The following is a 17,165-nucleotide window of genomic DNA, read 5'->3' as shown; positions in this document are numbered from 1 at the left end:
CGCGGGGTCTTTCTTTGGGGGTTTACCGAAATGGAATGGCTTGAACGCAACGTGCCCAAGCTGGTCTTGGCGCCGTCCTTCGCCGCGATCATGGTCTTCGTCTACGGCTTCATCGCCTGGACGGCCTGGATCAGCTTCACCCGCTCGCGCCTGATGCCGCGTTACGAACTGGACGGCATCACCCAGTACGAGCGCCTGTTCGCCGCCCCCCGCTGGGACGTGGCGATGAACAACCTGTTCATCTTCGGTGCCCTGTTCATCGTGATCTCGATGGTGATCGGGCTGATGCTGGCCATCTTCCTGGACCAGAAGATCCGGGCCGAGGGCGTCCTGCGCACCATCTATCTCTATCCCATGGCGCTGTCGCTGATCGTGACCGGCACCGCCTGGAAATGGATCCTGAACCCGGGCCTGGGCATCCAGCAGGCCGTCCGCGGCTGGGGGTTCGAGACCTTCACCTTCGACTGGCTGACCCGTCCTGAGATGGCGATCTACACCATCGTGCTGGCCGCCGTCTGGCAGGCCTCGGGCTTCGTCATGGCGCTGTTCCTGGCGGGCCTGCGCTCGGTCGACACCGAGATCATCCGCGCGGCCCAAGTCGACGGCATCCCCACGCACCGCATCTATTCCGCCATCATCATCCCGACCATGGCCCCGATCTTCCTGTCGGCCTTCATCGTGCTGGCGCATCTGGCCATCAAGGCGTTCGACCTGGTCATCGCACTGACCGGCGGCGGCCCCGGCTATGCCACCGACCTGCCCGCGACCTACATGTACGCCATGGCCTTCTCGCGCGGCGATCTGGGTCAGGCGGCGTCCAGCGCCATGATCATGATGGGCGTGATCTTCGCCATCGTGGTTCCCTATCTCTACAGCGAATTGAGGCCGCGCCGTGACCAGTAACACCCTGCTGCGCTGGGGCCTTTACGGGATCCTGATCCTGTTCGCCCTGTTCTACCTGATGCCGCTGTTCGTCATGCTGACGACCTCGCTGAAGAGCCTGGAGGAGATCCGCACCGGCAGCCTGCTGGCCCTGCCGCGCGAGATCACCTTCGCCCCCTGGGCCGAGGCCTGGTCCACCGCCTGCGCCGGCACCCAATGCGAGGGGCTGCGCCCCTTCTTCTGGAACAGCGTGCTGATGGCGGTGCCGGCGGTCCTGATCTCGACCGTCGTGGGCGCGCTCAACGGCTATGTCTTCGCCCAGTGGCGGTTCCGCGGCGCGAACCTGTTCTTTGCCGCGATCCTGTTCGGCTGCTTCATCCCGTTCCAGGTGGTGCTGCTGCCCATGGCGCAGATGCTGGGCCTGATGGGCCTGGCGGGGACCATCCCGGGGCTGATCTTCGTCCACGTGATCTATGGCCTGGGTTTCACCACGCTGTTCTTCCGCAACTACTACGTCACCATCCCGCAGGAGCTGGTGCGCGCGGCCAAGGTCGACGGGGCGGGGTTCTTCCGCATCTTCTGGTCGATCTTCCTGCCGATCTCGCTGCCGATCATCACCGTCTCGGTCATCTGGCAGTTCACGCAGATCTGGAACGACTTCCTGTTCGGCGTCAGCTTCAGCGGACCGGGCAGCCAGCCGGTGACCGTCGCGCTGAACAACATCGTCAACTCCACCACCGGCGTGAAGGCCTACAACGTGGACATGGCGGCTGCGATCATCGCGGCCCTGCCCACGCTGCTGGTCTATGTCGTCGCCGGCAAATACTTCATCCGCGGCCTGACCGCCGGCTCCGTGAAAGGGTGATCCCATGCCGATCCTCGAAATCGACCACCTGCAGAAGGCCTATGGGGACACCCACATTCTGCACGACATCAACATCGCCATCGAACCGGGCGACTTCCTGGTGCTGGTGGGCCCCTCGGGCTGCGGGAAATCGACGCTGCTGAACTGCATCGCGGGGCTGGAGCCGATCACCGGCGGCACCATCCGCATCGCCGACCGCGACGTGACGGGCGTCAGCCCCAAGGACCGCGACATCGCCATGGTGTTCCAGTCCTATGCCCTCTATCCGACCATGTCGGTGGCGAGGAACATCACCTTCGGCATGCAGGTGCGCGGCGTGGACGAGCCCACGCAGGAGCGTAAGCTGGCCGAGGTCGCGCGCCAGCTGCAGATCGAGCAGCTTCTGCACCGCAAGCCCGGCCAGCTGTCGGGCGGCCAGCGCCAGCGCGTCGCCATGGGCCGCGCCCTGGTCCGCGATCCGGCGCTGTTCCTGTTCGACGAGCCGCTGTCCAACCTGGACGCGAAGCTGCGCGTCAGCATGCGCACCGAGATCAAGAAGCTGCATCAGGACCTGAACGCCTCCATCGTCTATGTCACCCATGACCAGATCTAGGCGATGACGCTGGCCACCAAGATCGTCGTGATGAAGGGCGGCGTGATCCAGCAGATCGGCACCCCGGCCGAGATCTACAACAAGCCCGCCAACATGTTCGTGGCCGATTTCATGGGCAGCCCGGCGATGAACCTGATCCCGGCCCGCGTGCGCGCCGATGGCGGCCGGACCCGGATCGAGATCGACCGCGCGGACGGCGCGCCCTTGGTCATCACCGACCCCGTGTCGCGCGACCTGCCCGCCGAGATCGTCTTGGGCGTGCGCCCCGAGGACATCCACGAGGCGACCGGCAACGCGCATCTGCCCGGCACGGCGCAGGGCGCGGGCGGCGAGGTCATGATCGACATCGTCGAACCGGCGGGCGCGGACACCTTCGCGGTGACGCAGCTGGGCGGCAAGGCGGTGACCGCGCGGCTGCGCGCCGAGAGCGCCGTCAGGGCGCGGTCGATGTTCCCGCTGGCATTCGACCTCTCGAAAGTGTCCTACTTCTCGCCTAAGGACGGAGAACGGCTGAACTGAGGGGATGAACGGATGGCGATGCTTCTGGGCGATGTGGGCGGCACCAATGCGCGTCTGGCGATCGCGCGCAACGGCTCGATCGACGCGGCCACGGTCACGCGCTTCAAGGGCGACGACTTCGCCAGCTTCGACGACGTGGTGCGCGAGTTCATGGCCCAGCAGCATCAGCCCAACATCTCGTCCATGTGCATCGCCGTGGCGGGTCCGGTCAGCGGCGGGCGGGCCAGCCTGACCAACCGCGACTGGTCCTTCGACGAGGATCACCTGGCGCGGCTGACCGACGCCGACCATGTGCGGCTGATCAACGACCTGTCGGCCCTGGGCTATTCCACGCCCGCGTTGTCGGGCGATCAGCTGACCACGCTGCGCGCAGCACCCCAGGGTCGCGCGCGCAACGGCCAGGCCTTGGTCGTGGGGCTGGGCACAGGCTTCAACGTCTGCGCGGTGCGCGTGCTGCCCGGCGGCGCGATCACCGTGCTGGAGGCCGAGGAGGGGCACACTCACCTGCCCGCCAACATCATGGCCCGCCTGCAGGACCGCGTGGGCGTGGAGGCCGCGGCGGGCTTCTTCTCGACCGAGGAGACCTTTGCGGGGCGCGGCCTGTCGCGCCTGCATGCCGCGATGACCGGCACCGCCCCCCTGCGCGGCGAGGCCATCGCCGCCGCCATGGAGGCGGGCGATCCGGCGGCCACCGCGACCTACGACCTGTTCGCGGAGCTGGTCGGCCTTCTGTGCCGCGAGCTGTCGCTGCGCTTCATGCCGCTGGAGGGGCTGTTCCTGGCGGGCAGCGTGGGCCGCAGCATCGCCGACCGCATGTCCCTGTTCGAGCCGGCCTTCCTGGCCGAGGCGCATATGCGCCACATCCCTGCAAACACGCCGGTTTTCCTGATCCGCGACGACATGGCGGCCCTGCAGGGCTGTCTCGCCGCACTGGGCTAGGTTTCGCCGGCGCGGCGGCGTCTGACCCCGCGGCCGCAAACATGGCTGGATTCGCGAGGCCGATCCTGCTTCAATTGCCTCAAGCAAAAAGAACGGGGCAGGGTTGATGCGGGCATATCTCAAGGCGCTTCTGGTGGCCGGAACGGCGCTGTCGGGTGCCCTCGCGGCATCGGGGGCCGTGGCGCAAAGCTCGTCGCCCTTCTCGGGGCTGTTCGGGCGCGGCAGCGAGGCGGACGGGCCGGTGGCCCTGGACGTGCGGGTCGCGGGCGGGGACGAGGACCTGACCCGCGCCATCCGGCAGTCCCTGCTGCTGACCGGCGCGCTGCGCGAGGATCGCACCACCGGACAGGATGTGCTGGCCGCCGCGCGGGGCGACTATGCCCGCGTGCTGGGCCTGCTCTATGACCGGGGCCATTACGACGCGGTGGTCACCATCACCCTGGACGGCACCGAGGCCGCCGAGATCGCCCCCCTGGACGCGCCCGCGCAGGTGGCCCGCGTCGTCGTCGGCGTGGAACCCGGCCCGGTCTTCCAGTTCTCGCGCGCCCAGATCGCCCCGGTCGCCCCGGGGACGGAGATATCCGACGACTACGCGGTGGGCCGGACCGCGGGCACCGGCACGATGCGGGCCGCGGCGCTGGCCGGGGTGGACGGCTGGCGCGCCTTCGGCCATGCCAAGGCCGATGTCGCCGACCAGCAGATCGTGGCCGATCACGATGCCGGCCGCGTGGACAGCCGCATCGCGCTGAGCCCCGGCCCCGCCGTCACCTTCGGGCGCATGTCGGTCAGCGGCAACCAGCGCCTGAACGAGCGCCGCCTGCGCAAGATCGCCGGTTTCCCCGAGGGCGAGCGCTTCGACCCCGAGGAGCTGGAGACCGTGCGCCAGCGCCTGCGCCGCAGCGGCGTCTTTTCCGCGATCACCCTGCAGGAGGCCGAGACACTGTCGCCCGGCGACCGGCTGGACGTGGACCTGACGGTGGTCGAGCAGGCCCCCCGGCGGATCGGCGCGGGGGCCGAGATCTCGACCGAGGACGGGGCGCTGCTGTCGGCCTACTGGATGCATCGCAACCTCCTGGGTGGCGGCGAGCGGCTGCGCATCGACGCGCAGGTCAAGGACATCGGCTCCAAGACCAGCGATCGCGACGACGAGCTGACCATCCGCCTGGACCGCCCCGCCACGATCACCCCCGACACCACCGCCTATCTGGATGCCGAGATCGCGCAGATGCGCGAGGAGGATTACGACGAGGATCTGGCCACCCTGGGCCTGGGCCTGACGCATCTGTTCAGCGACCGCCTCAGCGTGGATGGAGAGCTGGAATATCAGTTCTCGCGCGCCTTCGACGCCAGCGGGCGCACCGACTTCAAGGTGCTGGCCCTGCCGGTCGAGACGATCTGGGACCGCCGCGACGACCAGAACAACGCCAAGCGCGGCTTCTATCTCAGCGGAGAGGTCACGCCCTTCGCGGGCATGGGCGACACCAGCTCCGGCCTCAGGGCGCTGGGCGAGGGGCGCATCTACCGCTCCTTCGGGGCGGAGGACCGCTTCACGCTGGCGGGGCGGGCGCGGGCCGGGTCGGTCTTCGGGGCCGAACTGGCCAGGACGCCGCGCAACTATCTGTTCTTCTCGGGCGGGGGCGGCACGGTGCGCGGTCATCCCTATCAGTCGCTGGGCGTCGAGGAGATCACCGGCCCCGACGGCACCCCGATCAAGACGGGCGGCCTGTCGGTCGCCAGCGCCACGGCCGAGCTGCGCTTCCAGGTCCGCGAGAAGATCGGCCTGGTGGCCTTTGCCGATTACGGCCAGGTCTGGACCCAGGACGGGTTCGGCGGCGAAAGCGGCGATCATGCGGGCGCGGGGCTGGGCTTGCGCTATGACACGCCCATCGGGCCGCTGCGCTTCGACGTGGCGGGGCCGGTCTCGGGCGACACCGGCAGCGGTGTGCAACTGTATCTTGGCTTGGGGCAGGCATTCTGATGCGCAGATTCTGGATCATCGCCTTCGCCGTCCTGTTTCCCCTCGGCGTCCTGGCACAGACCGTGGCCGATCTCAGCGCCGCGGTGGACGACGACCGCGGCTTTCTGACCGGGCTTCTGGAACGCAACCTGTCTGGCACCGACCGCGAGGTGGTGATCGAGGGGTTCCAGGGCGCGCTCTCCTCGCGCGCGACCTTCACCGAGATGCGCATCTCGGACGGTCAGGGCGCGTGGCTGACGCTGCGCGACGGCGCGATCCAGTGGAACCGCAGCGCCCTGCTGCGCCGCCGGATCGAGATCGCCGAGCTGTCCGCCGCCGAGATCCTGCTGCCCCGCCTGCCGCAATCCGAACAGCCCGCCGTGCGCACCGAGGCGCGCGTCTTCGCCCTGCCCGAACTGCCCGTCGCGCTGAACATCGAGCAGATCCGCGCCGGACGCGTGGTCCTGGGAGAGCCGGTGATCGGGGTCGAGGCCGCGCTGTCGGTCGCCGGCGGCCTCAGCCTGGAGGGCGGCGAGGGCAATGCCCAGCTGACCATCGACCGTCTGGACGGCCCGCGCGGACAGTTCGTGCTGGACGCGGGCTACAGCAACGAAACCCAGGTGCTGCGCCTGAACCTGGGCCTGGACGAGGCCGCGGACGGCCTTCTGGCCAACCTGGTCAATCTCTATGACAAGCCCGCCCTGACCGCCCAGATCAGCGGCGAGGGTCAGATCCGCGACTTTGCCGCCGACATCCGCCTGGCCACCAACGGCCAGCCGCGCATCACCGGCCGGGTCAGCGCCACCGGCCGGACCGGTCCCGACGGCACGCCGGGCACGGGCTTCGACTTTCAGCTGGGCGGCGACGTGGCATCCCTGCTGCGCCCGCAGGACCGCGCCTTCTTCGGGCAGGAGACGAATGTCACCGCCCGCGGCTGGCGGGCCGAGACCGGGCGTCTGGAGATCCCGGAACTGGACATCACCACCGACGCGCTGCGCGTGTCCGGCTCCTTCTCGACCAACGACCGCTCCGCCCCGCGCGAGGCCCGGCTGGAGATCATGCTGGGCCGCGATGCCGGCGCGCCGGTCGTGCCGGTTCCCCTGCCCTTCGCGGGCGAGGGCGCCACGGTCGATTCGGGCCGCCTGACCTTCGCCTATGACGCGGCGCGCAGCGACGGCTGGCGGCTGGACGGGGGCGTCGGGGCGCTGGTCCTGAACGGCGCGACCCTGGGGGCGGTCGATCTGGCCGGGCGCGGGCAGATCTTCCTGGACGGGGGCGCGCTCTCGGAGGTGATCGGGGCGATCGACTTCGCGGTGCGGGACCTGGCGCTGGACGATCCGGGGCTGGCGCAGGCCGTCGGCACGGGGATCGAGGGGCGCACCGGGTTCAACTTCACCCCCGGCAACGCGCTGGACGTGACGAACTTTCGCCTGCGCGGCGCGGATTACGGGCTGGACGGCAACTTCCTGGTGTCGGGTCTGGGCAGCGGCATCACGCTCTCGGTCGATACGGATGCGCGCTATACCGATCTGGCCCGGCTCTCCGAACTGGCGGGGCGGCCGCTGACCGGGGCGGCGGATGCGGCGCTGCAGGGCTATTACGTGCTGCTCAGCCGCGAATTTGCCATCGACGCTGAGGTGAACGGCCGCGACATCGCGCTGGACCAGCCGCAGCTGGACCAGCTGCTGGACGGCCGGTCGACCATCATGCTGCAAGCCCGCCGCGACGAGCGCGGCCTGGAGGTCGAGGATTTCCGCATCGACGCGAACCGCCTGACCGCGACCGCGCAGGGCCTGGTCAGCACCCTGACCAGCGATGTGCGGGCGCAGATCTCCATGCCGTCGCTGGCCGAGGCCGGGGGCGCATTGGGCGGATCGCTGGAGGCCGAGGCCGTGCTGGGCGGTCCGCGCGACCAGCGCCGCCTGACGGTGACCGGCATGGCCGAGGATCTGCGCATCGGGATCGAGGCGCTGGACAATTCGCTGCGCGGCAGCACCCGTCTGAGCGCCGATGCGGTGCAGACCCGCGCGGGGTTCCAGCTGGAGGAGTTCCGGCTGGAGAACCCGCAGCTGAGCGCCGAGGCGCAGGGCAATTTCGCCGAGGGCGCGCTGGATGCGACGGCGCGGCTGGCGGTGGTGGACCTGTCGTCCATCCGCGCGGACTGGCGCGGCGGCTTTCAGGCCGATGCGGTCCTGCGCGAGGAGGACGGCGCACGCCGGATCGATGTGACCGGCACCGGCCAGGACCTGTCCTTGGGCGCGACCGGCGCCGACGGCGCGCTGACCGGCACGACGCAGCTGGCGCTGAGCGCCAGCGAACGCGACGGCGTGGTGACCATCGACCAGGGACGCCTGACCAACGACCAGATGCAGGCCCGCGTGCAGGGCACCTATGGTCCCGGCGTCACCAACCTGACCGGCGACGTGCAGGTGGCCAGCCTGGCGCCCTTCGGGCCGGGCTGGCGCGGCAGCCTTGACGCGCAGGGCAGCTTCGCCGAGGCCGGCGACGGCATCCGCCGCCTGAGCCTGACGGGCCTGGCGCGCGACCTGTCCCTGGGGCAGGCGCAGGTGGACGGCGCCTTGGCCGGAGAGACCCGCCTGTCGGTCAGCGGCACCGAACGGGGCGGCGTCCTGACCCTGCAGGAGGCCCGGATCACCAACCCCCGCCTGCAGGCCAGCGCCATCGGACAGGTCGGCGCGGGCGCGACCGACCTTCAGGCCCAGCTGGATGCGGGCGATCTGCGCTTTCTGGGCAACGGCATCCGCGGCGCGCTGCAGGCGCAGGCGCGGATCACCGATGACGGCACCACGCGGCGGATCGAGACCACCGGCAGCGCTTCGGGGCTGGCCCTGGGGCAGCCGCGCATCGATCCGGTCCTGGCGGGCCAGACGCGGTTCGACCTGGCCGCCAGCCAGGGCGCGCAGGGCATCTCGGTCCAGCGCCTGTCGGTGACCAACCCGCAGCTGACCGTGACCGCCGACGGCGCGCCCGCGACCGGGATCAACCTGGATGCGCGGCTGTCAGACCTGGGGCTGATCCTGCGCGAATTCCCGGGCGCGGTGGCGGTGACGGGCACGCTGCGCGAGGAGGGGCCGAACTATGCCGTGGACCTGCGCGCCACGGCGCCGGGCAACACCGACCTGCGCGTCGCGGGCCGGGCGGCGCGCGACGGATCGACCACGGACCTGGCGATCACCGGGCGCGCGGATTCCGCGCTGGCCAACACCACCCTGCGCACTCGCAGCGTGGAGGGGCCGCTGGCCATCGATCTGCGGCTGCAGGGTGCGCCCTCGCTGCAGGCGCTGTCGGGCCAGGTGCGGCTGACGGACGGGCGGCTGGCCGATCCGGGCCTGGGCATCCGCCTGGAGGGGATCGACGTCACCGCGGGGTTCCAGTCGGGGCGCCTGCAGATCGACGGCGCGGCCAATGTCGCGCCGGGCGGCCGGGTGACGCTGTCGGGGCCGGTGGACCTGTCGAACGGGGCGGTCGATCTGTCGATCGCGCTGGCGCAGGTCGTGCTGCGCGATCCGAACCTCTATCAGACGGTGGTGGACGGGCAGCTGCGCTTCAGCGGGTCGGGGGCCACGGGTCAGGTCATCTCGGGCCGGATCGACCTGGGCGAGACCGAGATCCGCATTCCGTCCACGGGCCTGGGCGGCGCCCGCGCCATTCCCGACATCAGCCATGTCGGCAGCCAGCGCCCGCCGGTCCGCGCCACCCGTGCGCGCGCCGGGCTGGAGCCCTATCCAAGCGATGCCGCGCTGGAGGCGGGGCTGGCCGGGCCGCCCGCGACGCCCGGCCGCCCGCCGCGGCTGGACCTGGAGATCAACGCGCCGAACCGCGTCTTCATCCGCGGCCGGGGGGTGGACGCCGAACTGGGCGGCGGCTTCCGCGTGCAGGGCACCGCGCGCAACGCCATCCCGATCGGCAACCTGCAGCTGATCCGGGGCCGGGTCGATCTGCTGGGCAACCGCTTCACCCTGACCGAGGGCCTGGTCGAGCCGCAGGGCAGCCTGATTCCGGTGATCCGTCTGGTGGCCGAGACCGAGCGCGACGAGATCACCACGCGCATTATCATCGACGGAGAGGTGCGCGACCCGCAGATCACCTTCGAATCCTCGCCCGAGCTGCCGCAGGAGGAGGTGCTGTCGCAGCTGCTGTTCGGACGCGGCCTGGACAGCATCAGCCCGCTTCAGGCGGCGCAGCTGGCCAATGCCATCGCGGTGCTGGCGGGCCGGGGCGGCGACGGGATCATCAGCAACCTGCGCGACAGCGCGGGCCTGGACGACCTGGACCTGACCACCGACGACGAGGGCAACATCGAGCTGCGGGCCGGGCGCTATCTGTCCGAGAACGTCTATACCGACGTCTCGGTCGGAGAGAACGGGCGGTCCTCGATCAACCTGAACCTGGACATCACCGAATCGCTCAGGGCGCGGGGTTCGGTGGGAAGCGGGGGCGGAAGCTCTCTGGGCGTGTTCTACGAACGCGACTACTGAGGCGGCGGATCAGTCCGCGCCCATCGCGTTGGGCAGGGGGCGCAGGGCGGGGATGACCTCGGCCTGCGCGACGGCCGCGACGGCGGTCATCGGCTGGCCCGACGCCATGCGGAACCGCAGCATCCGCCGCCCGCCCGACAGCGGCGTGACCGTCCAGCCCAGAAGCTGACCCTGCGGCCCGGCCATCGCGCCGCTGAGCGCCGCATCCTCGCCCTGGTCCAGCGCCTCGCGCAGCGCGGCGAAGCCCGGGCCCAGGGGCGACGCGGCCTCCCACACGCCGACCGCCTCGGCCAGGCTGGCCGGCGACGCGCCCCACAGCCCGCGATAGGCCTGGTTCGACAGGACCAGCTGCCCGTTCGTGGCAAAGACCGCCAGCGCGTCGTCCAGCCCGTCCAGCACATGCGCGCCCAACAGCAGGTCGGCCCGGAACTTGCGCGTCAGCGACATCTCGGAGGTGATGTTCTCGAACAGGAAGGCCACCGCGCCGTCGGGATGGGGGCGGCCGGTCACGCGATAGGTCTGCCCGCCGGGCAGCGACCAGGTCTCGACATGGTGGCCGGTGGCGGCGGCGCTCTCCAGGTTGGCCATGTGCTGACGCCAGCTGCGATAGTCCTTGGGTTCGGGCACCATGCGCTGCTCGCGCAGCTGGTCCAGGAAATCGAACAGCGACGGGCGCGCGGTCAGGAAGCCGGTGGGCAGATGCGTCAGGTCGATCAGCGCCGGGTTGAACAGCTGCAGCTTGCGCGTCTGATCGAAGATCGCCAGCCCGATCGGCAGGTCGGCAAAGGTCTTGGTCAGGGTCTGCACGAAGTCGCGCAGGCTGCGTTCGGCCCGCACCGCCGCGTCGGCAGGCAGGGCGAACATCATCACCTGATCGCCCATCCGGTGGCTGTGGCAGTCGTACCAGCTGACGATGCCGTGATCCTCCAGCGCGGCGCGGCGGCTGGCGGTCTCGGCGCCCACGCGGGGTCGCGGCGCGTCCAGCAGCCGCGGCAGCGGCCAGCCGAGCGCGCCTTCGGCCCGCGCCTCGGCCCGGCGCAGATAGGCCGCGTTGGCCCAGGTCACCCGACCCTCGGCATCCAGCCGCCAGACCAGCATCGGCGTCTGGTCCAGCGCCCCGCGCAGCAGCTCCAGCTCCTCCTCCATGGCCTGCAGCGACATCGAATCGACCACGATCCCGGCATGTTCCGCGCCCGGATCGGTCAGCGTCAGCCGCCACAGCCCATGGCCCAGATCCTCGCCCAGCAGGCGCAGCACGGCGCTGCCCTGGCCCTGCTGGCCCACCATCTCGACCCGTCCGACGCGGTCCAGATGGGCCAGCCGGTCCGGCGCCTCGGGAAAGCGCGGTCCGATCCAGCACATCAGCCGCATCCAGTCGTCATCGGGCGTGCCGATCCGGTCCAGAAGCGCGCGCGCCGGCGGGGTCGCGTCGATCAGCCGCGCGGCGTTGAACAGGAACACCATCGGCTGGACCTGCCCGTCCAGCGCCCGGCCGGGCGCCGCGATGCGCCGCCGTCCGCCGCGCCGGGCGTCCCACAGCCGGATCGCCGCGACCGCCAGCAGGACCGAGACCGTCCCGCACAGGACCGCCACCGCCACGAAACCCGCACCCTGGATATCCACCGTCGAAGTCCCCCTTCAGTTCCCGCGGATCATAGGGCGGTCGTGATTAACAACCCGTTAAGACGCGTTCAGCGCGCATCGAAGGTCGGGTTGTGCGCCAGCGCGACCCGGTCATGCGCGCGGATGCGCTCCAGCGGCCAGCGCACCGACACGACCGCGCCCGGCCCGCCATTGGCGAAGGTCAGCCGCGCGCCCGACCGCTCCAGCAGGGTCTTGGCGATGAAGAGGCCCAAGCCCATCCCCTCATAGCTGCCGCGCTGTGCCTCGGCGCGCCGCGTCAGGTAGGGGTCGCCGATCCGCGACAGCAGATGCGGCGGAAAGCCCGGCCCGTCGTCGCGCACCGTGACGACCAGCGCGCCCTGCGTCACCTGCGTCTCGATCACGACGCGGCTCTCGGCAAAGTCGACGGCGTTCTGGATCAGGTTGCGCAGCGCGTGGATGATGGCCGGGTCGCGGTGGATCACCGGACCCTCGGCATGGATCTCGATCTGCGGGCCGCGATCGGCATGGGGCTCGGCCGCGTCCTCCAGCACGGCGCGCAGGGGGGCCGCGCGCATGTGCAGGTCGTCCTTGCCCGCGCGACCCATGCTGCGCAGGATCGCCGCGCACCGGTCGGCGCTGTCGCGCAGGGCGATGGCGTCGGCGCGCAGGTCGGGCCGGTCCTCCAGCTCGTCGGCCAGCTCGGCCGCGATCAGCTTGATGGTGGCCAGGGGGGTGCCCATCTCATGTGCGGCTGCGGCGACGACGCCGCCCAGATGCTGCAGGCGCTGTTCGCGCGCAAGGGCCATCTGCGTCGCGAAAAGCGCCCCCGAGGTGTCCGACAGTTCGCCCGTGACGCGATGCGCATAGCCCGCGAAGAACACCACCCCGATGACCAGCGCGACCCAGTGGCCCAGGGCCAGGATCGGCTCCATCCGCAGGATCTCTCCGTCCGGGTCGCGCAGCGGCAGCCCGAAGACCGCCGCGACCGAGATCAGCGCCACCGTCGCCAGCCCCAGGGCCAGCACCTGCCGCGCGTTCAGCGAGGCGGCCGCGATGGTCACCGGTGCCAGCACCAGGAGCGCGAAGGGATTGGCCATCCCCCCGGTCAGCGCCATCAGGGTCGAGATCTGGACCAGGTCGAAGGACAGCTGCCGCACCGCGCGCCCCGGAGAGGTGCGCTTGGGCGGGCGCAGAAACAGCCACAGGTTCATGGTGATGGACGCCGCGATCAGCAGGATGATCGGCGTCTTCCAGAAGCCGATGCCCATCATCCACGCGACGATCACCGCGGCCATCTGCCCGCCGATCGCGAACCAGCGCAGCAGCACCAGCGTGCGCATGCGGATGGGCTCGGCCTTGGGCGTCTCGATGGGCGCGGAGAACCTCTCGGCGAAGGCGGCCTGGCGCGGATCGGGCGCGGGATCCGAGGACATCGACATCAACCGCCCCTGCTGCGACATTGCCCGACCTTGATACCCGCCGGTCGATGCGCGATCAATGCGCACATTCGTCACGCCAGAGGAGCCCGCCATGACCGACCGGAAAATCCTGATGATCGGGGCCGCCGCAGCCGTCGGCGTGCTGGTGGGCGGATCGCTGTTCCTGCTGACCCGCGACGACGTGGCAGTCGCGCAATGCGGCGGCAGCGCCGTGGCGGGCGGCATGGACGCCTTCGGCACCGATTTCGTGCTGACCCGCGAGGACGGGGTCCGCGTGACCCAGGACGAGGTATTCGACAAGCCGTCGCTGCTCTATTTCGGCTTCACCTTCTGTCCCGACGTCTGCCCGCTGGACGCCGCCCGCAACGCCGAGGCCGAGGCCCTGTTGACCGAGGAAGGGCGCGACGTGCAGACCGTGTTCGTCACCGTCGATCCGCGTCGCGACACGCCCGAGGTCCTTGCGGACTATACCGACATGTTCTCGGACCGCATGGTCGGGCTGACCGGATCGGACGAGGAGATCGCCGCCGTGAACAAGGGGTGGCGCAACTACTTCAAGCTGAACGACGAGGAGGACAAGGAGTTCTACCTGGTCGATCACATGACCAACACCTATCTCGTGATGCCCGGCAACCGGACGGTCGAGTTCTTCTCGCGCGACACCGCGCCCGAACGCATCGCCGAGACGGTCGCCTGCCACATGGATGCGGCCGCGTAAGGCAGTTTGTCGCATGGGGTTTGCATTCCGCGACGCCATCGCCCACCTTCTGCACACATTCCCGGGAAAGGGGTTCGGATGGAACAGTTGAACGCACAGATCGGCCCCGACGCCTCCCTGCTTCTGGTGGACGACGACGAGATCTTCGTGACCCGCCTGGCGCGCGCGATGGAGAAGCGGGGCTTCCAGACCGAGACCTCGCTGACGGTCGCCGGCGCCATGCGCATGATCGAGCGGCGCGCCCCGGCCTATGCCGTGGTGGACCTGCGTCTGGAGGACGGCAACGGGCTGGACGTGGTCGAGGCGCTGCGCGACAAGCGGGCGGACGCGCGCATCATCGTGCTGACCGGCTATGGCGCGATCGCGACCGCCGTGGCCGCCGTCAAGATGGGCGCGACCGACTATCTGGCCAAGCCCGCGGATGCCAATGACGTGACCTCGGCCCTGCTCTCCAGCGGCGAGCTGCTGCCGCCCCCGCCCGAGAACCCGATGTCCGCCGACCGCGTCCGGTGGGAGCATATCCAGCGCGTCTATGAGCAGTGCGAACGCAATGTCAGCGAGACCGCTCGCCGCCTGCACATGCATCGCCGCACGCTGCAGCGCATCCTGGCCAAGCGCGGCCCGCGCTGAGGGCAGGGCGGCTCAGGCCGCCACCACCCTCCGGCCGCGCCACAGGATGAACAGACCCGACAGGACGACCAGAGCCGAGCCCAGCAGCGTGCCGGGCGTCAGCCGCTCCCCGAACAGCGCGATGCCCAGCATCAGCCCGAACAGCAGCCGGGTGTAGCGGAACGGCGTGACCGCCGAGACCGCGCCCGTGCGCATCGCCTTCATCAGGCCGGAATAGGCCGCCGTCCCCACGACGATGGTCGCCGTCAGAAGCAGCGCGGTCCGCGCGTCCGGAACCCGGAACGCCTCCTGCCGCCACAGCGAGAACATGAGCCCCGCCGTCGCCAGCGCCAGAAAGCCGTAGAGGCCCAGAACCGCCGTGCCCAGGCTTTTCGGAGCCGCGCGGCTTGCCAGGTCGCGGCCCGCAAAGCCCAGCATGCCGACCACCGCCAGCAGCGACAGGGCCGAGAACCCCTCGGTCCCCGGACGCAGGATGATCAGCACGCCGCTCAGGCCCAGGCCGATGGCCGTCCAACGCCGCCAGCCGACCCGTTCGCCAAAGATCATCGCGGCCGAGGCCACCACGACCAGCGGCGTGGCCTGCAGGATCACCGTCGCGGTGGACAGCGGGATCAGCGCCAGCGCCAGGACGTAGAACAGTCGCCCCGTGATCTCGAGGACGACCCGGATGCGCATGGCGCGCGACATCACGTCCCGCGTCATCAGCGCCTCGCCCCGCCGCAGGGCGACGGCGGCGAACAGGACCGCGCCGCCCAGGCCGAACAGGATCATGACCTGACCGACGGGCAGGACCGCGGCCACGGCCTTGACCAGCGCGTCCTCGACCGCAAAGGCGGCCATCGCGAAGGTCATCCAGGCCGCGCCGGCCAGATTCTGCCGATGATCGGACGGCAGGGTCACGCCCCGCGGTCCTGCTCGTCATGCGCCCAGAGATAGGCGATGAACGCGCTTTTGATGACGCGCAGCAGGATCATGGTGAGCGCGCCGGTGATCGCGCCCACGATCAGCAGGAGCATCAGCGGGCTGGGCCGGAACACGACCCAGGTGTAGCCCAGCAGCGGGATCAGCAGCAGCAGCATGATCGTCATGGTGAAGAAGGCCGGGCCGTCCGCCGCCGGATAGCGCCGGAAGGGCAGGCCGCAGCCCTGGCATTCCGGAATGACGTCCAGATAGCCCCTCAGGATGCGTCCCTCTCCGCAATTGGGGCAGCGGTTGCGCAGGCCGCGCATGACGGCCGCCTTGTCCTTGCGTTCTTCCGGCATCCCGATCCGCCTTCCCAGCCCCGTTTGCACCCTGCGCAATGCATGGCCTTTATGCCAAATATTGCAATGACGATCGTTCGGTCAAATCTGAAAATAGGCGTAATAAAGCACGCTCCGCTTGTCCGTGCGGCCATGCATCGCAAGCATCTGATCCCTGACAGACCGGACATTCTGGGGGCCTGACGTGTGTAAGCCACGTTCCGTCGATGAGGCGCCCCTGAAATATCCGGGCATCGTCGAGGCGCTCGAGGCCGACATCCGGCGCGGCAGCATCTGCCCGGAGACCGCCTGCCTGCGCAGCGCACCATCGCCGAGGCGCTGGACGTGGACCTGACGACGGTGACGCGGGCCTCCAACGAGGCGCGGCGGCGCGGTCTGGTCGCCGCGCATGCCGGGCGGGGGACCTTCGGCCGCGAGGACCCGGAGCCCCGGCGGCGGCCCCGTGCCCCTGCCAGATTTGTCCATGAACATTCCCCCGCAGCCGGCCGCGATCGACTTTCGCCGCCTGTTCGCGCAAACGATGAACGCGGTGCTGTCGGGGCCGCGCGGCAGGCTCTGCCTGCGGTATCGGCAGGGCGCGGGGCGCTGGCGGATCGCCAGGCCGGGGCACGCTTGGCTCTCGGCGCGGATCGGGGCCGCCGGTCCGAGCGGGTCGTTCTGGCCGCAGGGGCGCAGTCGGGGCTCTATGCGCTCTGCGCACTACTGCTTGCGGCCGGGGACGTTCTGCCCGCCGGTCGGCTGACCGATCCCGGCCGCCGGGCGGTCGCCGCGCAGCAGGCCCTCGGGATCGAGCCCATTGCCATGGGCGATGGCGGGCTGATCCCCGAGGATTTCGAGCGCGCCTGCCGGATGGCGGCCCCGAAGGCGCTGTATGTGGTGCCCTCCATCAACAATCCGACGACTGCGACCCTGTCCAAGGCGCGCCGCATCCGTATCGCGGCCATCGCCCGCCGCTTCGGCGTGACCCTGATCGAGGACGATCCCGACGGCGCCCTTTGGTCCGACCGGGCCGCGGCCTTGGCGGCCCTGGCGCAGGAGCTGACATGGCATCTGGCCACGCTGTCGAAATGCGTGACGCCGGCGCTGAGGGTTGCCTACGTCGCGGCGCCCGATGCGGACGGTGTCCATGCCACCTGCGGTTCGCCCGATCCGACGCCCGCGCCCCCTTTTTTCAGCCATAGGCTCGATGCCGTGCGGCGTGCTTTGAGACAGGTTGCGTCGATCATGATCGTCTCATGCCCGGCACTTCTGGCGGCCA

The 17,165-nt window shown here is 70.2% G+C and carries 13 protein-coding genes and 1 pseudogene; 10 read left to right on the top strand and 4 right to left on the bottom strand.

Annotated elements, in window-relative coordinates; translation table 11 throughout:
- Nucleotides 1–30 precede the first annotated feature (30 nt).
- The 6 genes and pseudogenes from AC2SGK_RS14020 (at nucleotide 31) to AC2SGK_RS13995 (ending at nucleotide 10,253) form a co-directional block, all read left to right on the top strand.
- Nucleotides 31–903 carry a carbohydrate ABC transporter permease gene (locus tag AC2SGK_RS14020; RefSeq protein WP_488324125.1) on the top strand — a complete coding sequence of 291 codons (873 nt, stop codon included), beginning with the start codon at nucleotides 31–33 and terminating at the stop codon, nucleotides 901–903.
- Nucleotides 893–1,747, top strand: coding sequence for a carbohydrate ABC transporter permease (locus tag AC2SGK_RS14015; RefSeq protein WP_488324124.1), 855 nt, complete (start codon nucleotides 893–895; stop codon nucleotides 1,745–1,747). Before AC2SGK_RS14020 ends, AC2SGK_RS14015 begins: the two co-directional genes overlap by 11 nt.
- Before the next feature lie 4 nt (nucleotides 1,748–1,751).
- Nucleotides 1,752–2,858 (top strand): annotated as a pseudogene (locus AC2SGK_RS14010) (ABC transporter ATP-binding protein).
- Nucleotides 2,859–2,870: 12 nt separating this feature from the next.
- Nucleotides 2,871–3,797 (top strand): glucokinase, encoded by a 927-nt coding sequence (locus AC2SGK_RS14005; RefSeq protein WP_488324123.1) that lies wholly within the window; start codon nucleotides 2,871–2,873, stop codon nucleotides 3,795–3,797.
- Between the two features lie 106 nt (nucleotides 3,798–3,903).
- A complete protein-coding gene (locus AC2SGK_RS14000) occupies nucleotides 3,904–5,775 on the top strand; it encodes an autotransporter assembly complex protein TamA (protein ID WP_488324122.1) in 1,872 nt (623 codons plus the stop codon).
- The gene (locus AC2SGK_RS13995) at nucleotides 5,775–10,253 is read left to right on the top strand and encodes a translocation/assembly module TamB domain-containing protein (protein WP_488324121.1); all 4,479 of its coding nucleotides are present in this window, start codon (nucleotides 5,775–5,777) and stop codon (nucleotides 10,251–10,253) included. The genes AC2SGK_RS14000 and AC2SGK_RS13995 overlap by 1 nt, the downstream gene beginning before the upstream one ends.
- A 9-nt stretch (nucleotides 10,254–10,262) precedes the next feature.
- On the opposite strand, the gene AC2SGK_RS13990 is transcribed toward AC2SGK_RS13995, so the two are convergent.
- The gene (locus AC2SGK_RS13990; RefSeq protein WP_488324120.1) at nucleotides 10,263–11,876 is read right to left on the bottom strand and encodes a PAS-domain containing protein; all 1,614 of its coding nucleotides are present in this window, start codon (nucleotides 11,874–11,876) and stop codon (nucleotides 10,263–10,265) included.
- 68 nt (nucleotides 11,877–11,944) lie between these two features.
- Nucleotides 11,945–13,297, bottom strand: a complete 1,353-nt coding sequence (locus AC2SGK_RS13985) for an ActS/PrrB/RegB family redox-sensitive histidine kinase (RefSeq protein ID WP_488324119.1) — start codon at nucleotides 13,295–13,297, stop codon at nucleotides 11,945–11,947.
- Nucleotides 13,298–13,388: 91 nt separating this feature from the next.
- Here AC2SGK_RS13985 and AC2SGK_RS13980 point away from each other — a divergent pair, with 91 nt between their 5' ends.
- Nucleotides 13,389–14,015 carry an SCO family protein gene (locus AC2SGK_RS13980; protein ID WP_411838077.1) on the top strand — a complete coding sequence of 209 codons (627 nt, stop codon included), beginning with the start codon at nucleotides 13,389–13,391 and terminating at the stop codon, nucleotides 14,013–14,015.
- A gap of 78 nt (nucleotides 14,016–14,093) precedes the next feature.
- Entirely contained in the window at nucleotides 14,094–14,645 is a 552-nt protein-coding gene (locus tag AC2SGK_RS13975) for an ActR/PrrA/RegA family redox response regulator transcription factor (RefSeq protein ID WP_411838078.1), read from the top strand.
- A 12-nt stretch (nucleotides 14,646–14,657) separates the two neighbouring features.
- On the opposite strand, the gene AC2SGK_RS13970 is transcribed toward AC2SGK_RS13975, so the two are convergent.
- Nucleotides 14,658–15,497: a DMT family transporter gene (locus AC2SGK_RS13970; protein WP_488324188.1), complete on the bottom strand. Its 840-nt coding sequence runs from the start codon at nucleotides 15,495–15,497 to the stop codon at nucleotides 14,658–14,660.
- A gap of 44 nt (nucleotides 15,498–15,541) precedes the next feature.
- Nucleotides 15,542–15,907: a DUF983 domain-containing protein gene (locus AC2SGK_RS13965; protein WP_488324118.1), complete on the bottom strand. Its 366-nt coding sequence runs from the start codon at nucleotides 15,905–15,907 to the stop codon at nucleotides 15,542–15,544.
- Nucleotides 15,908–16,091: 184 nt separating this feature from the next.
- Here AC2SGK_RS13965 and AC2SGK_RS13960 point away from each other — a divergent pair, with 184 nt between their 5' ends.
- A complete protein-coding gene (locus AC2SGK_RS13960; protein WP_488324117.1) occupies nucleotides 16,092–16,241 on the top strand; it encodes a hypothetical protein in 150 nt (49 codons plus the stop codon).
- A gap of 278 nt (nucleotides 16,242–16,519) precedes the next feature.
- A partial coding sequence (locus AC2SGK_RS13955; protein WP_488324187.1) for an aminotransferase class I/II-fold pyridoxal phosphate-dependent enzyme occupies nucleotides 16,520–17,165 on the top strand: 646 nt, incomplete at its 3' end.

This window comes from Paracoccus sp. NIOT.M2S5SZ12 (genome assembly GCF_057748165.1).
This window is presented reverse-complemented; position numbering and strand designations above follow the sequence as displayed.